Here is a 6,311-nt window from a genome sequence, read left to right as displayed (position 1 = left end):
GAGCGGTTCGACGCGCCCGGCGAGCGCCTCGACCCGTCCGCGCCGGCGGATCCGCTCGACCTGCCCCTGGACGATCCCGCCCCGCCGCGCAACCGGGTCCGCGACGAGCGGGTCCGCGACGAGCGGATCAGCCCGGAGGAACTGGACGAGGCGATCTTCGGCCCCGGTCCGGCGACCGACGCCGACGACGAGGCCGGGGAGACCGCGGCGGCCGGCGACGAGTTCGGGGCGCCGATCGCCGGCGTGGGGCTGACCCTGCTGGTCACCGACCTGCCCCGCTCGCTGGACTTCTACCGCGACCTGGGCTTCGCCGAGGTCGACCGGGGCTCCGGCAACGCGGTCCTCTCCTCCGGGACGACCCGCCTGGTGCTGCGCGAGGTGACCGAGGCGGCGCCGATCAGCCGCCGGCTGGTGCACGTCAACCTCGAGGTCGACGACATCGGCTCCGCCTACGAGCGGCTGCGCGGCACGGGCGTCCGGTTCACGTACGCCCCCCGGGTGGTCAACCGGGGCACGAAGCTGGAGGTGTGGGCGGCGGCGTTCCGCGACCCGGACGGCCACGGCATCGCCCTCACCCAGTGGCGGGAACGCGCCGAGGCCTGACCCGTCAGCCCAGCTCGCCGAGGCCTGACCGTCAGCCCAGGATGACCCGGCGCACGTGCAGGGCGTAGCCCCACACCAGGGCGAAGACGACGCCCAGCACCAGCAGCGACCAGTGCAGCAGGCCGGCCAGCATGAGCAGTCCCTGCAGGGCGGTGCCGGCGTGCCAGGCCCACGGCCGACGCATCATGCCGGCGAGCAGCACCGCCGCCACGGCCAGCGCCACCACGGCCCCGATCGCGGCGCCGCCCAGGTCGCCGCCGACCACCCGGATCGGCTGGATGGCCAGCACCAGCACCAGCGCCTCCAGGCTGAGCGTGCCCGCGCCGAGGCCACGGACCGCCCGTTCCGGGTTGCGCAGCCCGGAGCGGCGCGGCGGGCGCCCCGCGGGGTTGCCGTCGGCCGCCCGGACCGCGCCGTCGTCAGGGGTGCCGTCCGAGGTACTGGCGGGGAGGTCGCCGGGGAGCCCGTCGGGTGCCCCGGTCGGGCGGTCGTCGCCCGCGGTGGCCCGCTCCGGCCCGGTCATCGCTTCAGCAGCCGACGGGCGTCGGCCACCGTCACCACCGACCCGGTGACCAGCACCCCGACCCCGCTCAGCTCCCCCGGTACGTCCTCCTCGGCCATCGCCACCGCCGCCTCGATCGCGTCCGGCATCTCCTCGGCCACCTCCACCCGCTCGGGTCCGAAGACCTCCGCCGCCAGCGCGGCCAACTCCCGGGCGGGCAGTGCCCGGGGCGAGCTGTTGCGGGTCACCACGACCTGGTCGACCACCGGCTCCAGCAGCTCCAGCAGGCTGGCCGCGTCCTTCTCCGCGAGGACGCCGACCACCGCGACCAGCTTGCTGAAGGCGAACTCCTCCTGGAGGGCGGCCACCGTGGCGGCCATCCCGTGCGGGTTGTGCGCCCCGTCCAGCAGGATGGTCGGCGCGCTGCGTACGCGCTCCAGCCGGCCGGGCGAGCTGGCGGTGGCGAAGCCCTCCCGGACCGCCTCGACGTCGAGCTGCCGCTTCGCCCCGGCGCCGAGGAACGCCTCCACCGCCGCCAGCGCCACCGCCGCGTTCTGCGCCTGGTGGGCGCCGTGCAGCGGGATGAACACCTCCTCGTAGACGCCGCCGAGGCCCTGGAGGGTGAGCACCTGCCCGCCGACGGCGACGGCCCGCCGCAGCACCCCGAACTCGGCGCCCTCCCGGGCGATGGTCGCGCCGACCTCGGCACAGCGCTCCAGGATCGGCCCGGCGGCCTCCTCCTCCTGCGCCGCGGAGATCACCGTCGCGCCCTTGTGGATGATTCCCGCCTTGGCCAGCGCGATGTCCTGGATGGTGTCGCCGAGCCACTCGGTGTGGTCCAGCCCGACCGGGGTGAGCACGCACACCCCGGCCTGGATCACGTTGGTGGCGTCCTCGGCGCCGCCGAGACCCACCTCGACCACCGCCACGTCCACCGGGGCGTCGGCGAAGGTGGCGAAGGCCAGGGCGGTCGTCATGTCGAAGTACGTCAGCGGCTCCGCCGAGCGCTCGTCGACCAGCCGGGCGAGCGGCTCGATCTCCCGGTACGTGGCGACGAACCGTGCCTCGTCCACCGGCTCGCCGTCCAGGCTGATCCGCTCCCGGACGTTCTCCAGGTGCGGGCTGGTGTAGCGGCCGGTGTGCAGCCCGAACGCCCGCAGCAGCGAGTCGATCATCCGGGCCGTCGAGGTCTTGCCGTTGGTGCCGGTCAGGTGGATCGACGGGTACGCCCGCTGCGGGCTGCCGAGCAGGTCCAGCAGCGACTCGATCTTGTCCAGCTCGAAGGCCATGCGGGTGAACCCGCGTTCGGCCAGCTCGGCCTCGACGGCGGCGAAATCGGTGCGGTCGGTCACGAGGGCAGCGCCTCCAGAGCGGCGTCGATGCGGACGAGGTCGGCCTCGGCGACGGCGAGCCGATCGCGGATCTTGGCGACCACCGGCTCCGGCGCCTTGTCGACGAACGCCGGGTTGCCGAGCTTCGCCCGGGCCTGCGCGGCCTCCTTCTCGGCGGCGGCCCGGTCCTTGGTCAGCCGGGCCCGCTCGGCGGCCACGTCGATCGTCCCCCGGGTGTCCAGGGCCACGCTGACCTCGCCGGGCATGGCGAGCGTGGCGCTGGCCTGGAAGCCGTCGCCGGCCGCGTCGAGGCGCACCAGCGACCGGATCAGCGGCTCGTGCGCGGAGATGCCGGCGGCGGCCAGGCCGTCGAGCCGCGCGGCGACCCGCTGCGTCGGGCGCAGCCCCTGGTCCGAGCGGAACCGCCGGATCTCGGTCACCACCCGCTGGAGGGTGCCGACCTCGACCTCCGCGGCGTCGTCGACTCCGGTACGGTCGGCCACCGGCCAGGCGGCCGTCAGCACCGTCTCGCCGCCGGTGAGCGCGGTCCACAGCTCCTCGGTGACGAACGGGATCACCGGATGCAGCAGCCGCAGCAGTTGGTCCAGCACGTGCCCGAGCACCCGGCGGGTCGCCTCGGCGGCCGGGCCGCCCTCGGCGAGCACCGGCTTGGTCAGCTCCACGTACCAGTCGCAGACGTCGTCCCAGGCGAAGTGGTAGAGCAGGTCGCAGACCTTCGCGAACTCGTACGCCTCGAACTGCTCGTCGACGGCGGCGGTGACGTGCGCCAGCCGGGACAGGATCCACCGGTCGACCGTCGACAGCGTGTCGGCCGCCGGCAGCGGCCCCTCGGTGTGCGCGCCGTTGAGCAGCGCGAAGCGGGTGGCGTTCCACAGCTTGTTGCAGAAGTTGCGGGAGCCCTGGCACCAGTCCTCGCTGACCGGCACGTCCCCGCCCGGGTTGGCGCCCCGGGCGAGCGTGAACCGGGTGGCGTCGGCGCCGTACCGGTCGATCCAGTCCAGCGGGTCGACCACGTTGCCGAACGACTTGGACATCTTCTTGCCGTGCTGGTCGCGGACCATGCCGTGCAGGGCCACCGTGTGGAACGGCGGCCGGCCGTCCATCGCGTACAGGCCAAACATCATCATCCGGGCGACCCAGAAGAAGAGGATGTCGTAGCCGGTGACCAGCACGCTGGTCGGGTAGAACTTCGCCAGGTCGGGAGTCTGCTCCGGCCAGCCGAGCGTGGAGAACGGCCACAGGCCGCTGGAGAACCAGGTGTCCAGGACGTCCTCGTCCTGGTGCCAGCCCTCGCCGCCCGGCGGCTCCTCGTCCGGGCCGACGCAGACGATCTCGCCGTCCGGGCCGTACCAGACGGGGATGCGGTGGCCCCACCAGAGTTGGCGGGAGATGCACCAGTCGTGCATGTTGTCGACCCAGGCGAAGTACCGCTTGGCCAGCTCCGCCGGCTCGATCTTCACCCGACCGTCGCGCACCGCGTCGCCGGCGGCCTCGGCCAGCGGGGCGGTGTTGACGAACCACTGGAGCGACAGCCGCGGCTCGACGGTCGTCCGGCACCGGGAGCAGTGCCCCACCGCGTGCACGTACGGCCGCTTCTCCGCGACGATCCGGCCCTGCTCGCGCAGCGCGGCGACGATCGCGGGGCGGGCCTCGTAGCGGTCCAGGCCCTGGAAGGGGCCGTGCGCGGTGATGACGCCCCGCTCGTCCATGATCGTCAGCGACGGCAGGTCGTGCCGCTGGCCGATCTCGAAGTCGTTCGGGTCGTGCGCGGGGGTCACCTTGACCATGCCGGTGCCGAAGCTCGGGTCGACGTGCTCGTCGGCCACGATCGGGATCCGCCGGTCGGTCAACGGCACGGCCACCTCGGTGCCGATCAGGTGCCGGTAGCGCTCGTCGTCCGGGTGCACGGCGACCGCGGTGTCACCGAGCATCGTCTCGGCCCGGGTCGTGGCGACCACGACGTCGTCGCTGTATCGGATCGAGATCAGCTCGCCGTCGTCGTCGGTGTGCTCCACCTCGATGTCCGACAGCGCGGTCAGGCAGCGCGGACACCAGTTGATGATCCGGTTGGCCCGGTAGATCAGCCCGTCGTCGTAGAGCTTCTTGAACATGGTCTGGACGGCCCGGGACAGGCCCTCGTCCATGGTGAAGCGCTCACGGTCCCAGTCGACGGAGTCGCCGAGGCGACGCATCTGGCCGAGGATCGCGCCGCCGGATTCGGCCTTCCACTGCCACACCCGCTCGACGAACTTTTCCCGGCCCAGGTCGTGCCGGGACAGGCCCTGGCCGGCGAGCTGCCGCTCGACCACGTTCTGGGTGGCGATCCCGGCGTGGTCCATGCCCGGCAGCCACAGCGCCTCGTGGCCCTGCATCCTCTTGCGCCGCACCAGCGCGTCCTGGACGGTGTGGTCCAGCGCGTGGCCCATGTGCAGGGAGCCAGTGACGTTGGGCGGCGGGATGACGATGGTGAAGGGGGGCTTGTCGCTGTCCGCCGACGCCCGGAAGTGGCCGGCGGCTACCCACTGCTCGTACCGTCGCTGCTCCACCTCGCCGGGCTGGTACTGGCCGGCAAGGGTCGGGGCGTCGGGGCGTCGGGCATCCAGTCTCTCGGTCACCCTGAAAGTCTACGGAGCGCTTCCCGGGACCCGACGTGCGCCACCTGCTGTTCGCGTACGGTGTCGGCTATGTCCGACGCACATCTCACCGATCGCCCGGTCGCCGACGGGCCCGAACCGATCGATCTGACCGACGAGCCCATCCAGCTCAGCAACCGGGACCCGGAGAGCGCCCCGGAGCGGCGGGGGACGTGGTCGGGGCGCCGGCGGGTGGCGTGGGCCGTGGCGGCGGTGGTCGGACTCGCGGGAGCCGCGGTGCTCGGCACCGCCGGCTGGCGGGTCGCCCAGCAGAAGGACGCCGATCTGGCCACCCCGGACCGGGTGGCGGGCCTCGTACGCGACGACAGCGACCGGGCCCGCAGCACCTCCGACTACCTGCGCAGCGGATTCGCCGCCGACATCGACCTGGACAGCAGCTTCGGCACCGTCTACCGGGATCCTGCCGACGACAGGCGCTCGGTGCTCGTCTTCGGGGGGACGACCCTGCTCTGGCAGCCGGAGCGGGACCTGAACAGTCTCTTCGGCCTGCTGACCGACGAGACCGGCAAGGTGACGGGGCTGCGCAAGATGCCCGCCGGGCGCTTCGGCGGCGTGATGAAGTGCGGCACGACCAGCGGCGACGGCGGCGACTTCGCGGTCTGCGGGTGGGCCGACCACGGCAGCGTGGTGATGGCGATGTTCCCGGGTCGCTCCGTCGACGACGCCGGCGGGCTGTTCCGCGCCATGCGCGAGGAGATCCAGACCCGAGGCTGAACGCCTTGGCCGCCCGGCCCGAGGCCAGGTGGCGGCGGGTGGAGTCCAGGTGGCGCGGCCCGAGTCCAAGTGGTGCAGGCGAAGCCCTGGTGGCGCGGCCCGAGCCTAGGTGGTGCGGGTGGAGTCCAGGTGGCGCGGGTGGAGTCCAGGTGGTGCGGGCGGAGTGTCCCCGGCACCTGGCGGGGGAACCCGCGGCCCCGGCCTGAAAACGAATCCGCCGCCCGATCGACCCTGCTCCGGTCCCGGGGGATCCGGCTCTCGGCCTCCGGTCCCCGCAGGATTCGGCTCTCGGCCATGCCTCAAATGGGCCGTAACGCAGTTCAGGGCCACCCCCTGCGGGGTGGCCCTGAACTGAAAGATTGTCCGGCGGTGTCCTACTCTCCCACACCCTCCCGAGTGCAGTACCATCGGCGCTGGAGGGCTTAGCTTCCGGGTTCGGAATGTAACCGGGCGTTTCCCCTCCGCCATGACCGCCGTAACTCTATC

General features: G+C 73.0%; 5 protein-coding genes and 1 rRNA gene. 2 read left to right on the top strand and 4 right to left on the bottom strand.

Annotated elements, in window-relative coordinates:
• A partial coding sequence (locus F6X68_RS29565) for a VOC family protein (protein WP_151457324.1) occupies positions 1–603 on the top strand: 603 nt, incomplete at its 5' end.
• A gap of 31 nt (positions 604–634) precedes the next feature.
• Here F6X68_RS29565 and F6X68_RS29560 read toward each other — a convergent pair.
• The 3 genes from F6X68_RS29560 to F6X68_RS29550 are packed head-to-tail and all read right to left on the bottom strand — an operon-like array spanning position 635 to position 5,072.
• Complete coding sequence (locus tag F6X68_RS29560) at positions 635–1,126, bottom strand: DUF4233 domain-containing protein (RefSeq protein WP_225852503.1); 492 nt, start codon at positions 1,124–1,126, stop codon at positions 635–637.
• Positions 1,123–2,457, bottom strand: coding sequence for a folylpolyglutamate synthase/dihydrofolate synthase family protein (locus F6X68_RS29555; RefSeq protein WP_151457323.1), 1,335 nt, complete (start codon positions 2,455–2,457; stop codon positions 1,123–1,125). The genes F6X68_RS29560 and F6X68_RS29555 overlap by 4 nt, the downstream gene beginning before the upstream one ends.
• Positions 2,454–5,072, bottom strand: coding sequence for a valine--tRNA ligase (locus F6X68_RS29550; RefSeq protein WP_151457322.1), 2,619 nt, complete (start codon positions 5,070–5,072; stop codon positions 2,454–2,456). The genes F6X68_RS29555 and F6X68_RS29550 overlap by 4 nt, the downstream gene beginning before the upstream one ends.
• 69 nt (positions 5,073–5,141) lie before the next feature.
• Between F6X68_RS29550 and F6X68_RS29545 the strand changes: the two genes are divergently transcribed.
• Positions 5,142–5,825 (top strand): hypothetical protein, encoded by a 684-nt coding sequence (locus tag F6X68_RS29545; protein WP_151457321.1) that lies wholly within the window; start codon positions 5,142–5,144, stop codon positions 5,823–5,825.
• Positions 5,826–6,186: 361 nt separating this feature from the next.
• Here F6X68_RS29545 and rrf read toward each other — a convergent pair.
• A 5S ribosomal RNA gene (gene rrf / locus F6X68_RS29540) occupies positions 6,187–6,303 on the bottom strand.
• Positions 6,304–6,311: the final 8 nt, after the last annotated feature.

Origin of the sequence: Micromonospora sp. AMSO12t (assembly GCF_008806585.1) — a bacterium.
In the GTDB taxonomy this organism is placed as follows: domain Bacteria; phylum Actinomycetota; class Actinomycetes; order Mycobacteriales; family Micromonosporaceae; genus Micromonospora; species Micromonospora reichwaldensis.
The sequence above is the reverse complement of the archived record's forward strand: the minus strand, read 5'-3'. Positions and strand labels throughout refer to the sequence as shown.

Excerpts from the sequence above, each read along its gene's own strand:
- F6X68_RS29560 (WP_225852503.1), bottom strand. The coding sequence starts at position 1,126 with ATGACCGGGCCGGAGCGGGCCACCGCGGGCGACGACCGCCCGACCGGG.
- F6X68_RS29545 (WP_151457321.1), top strand. The coding sequence starts at position 5,142 with ATGTCCGACGCACATCTCACCGATCGCCCGGTCGCCGACGGGCCCGAA.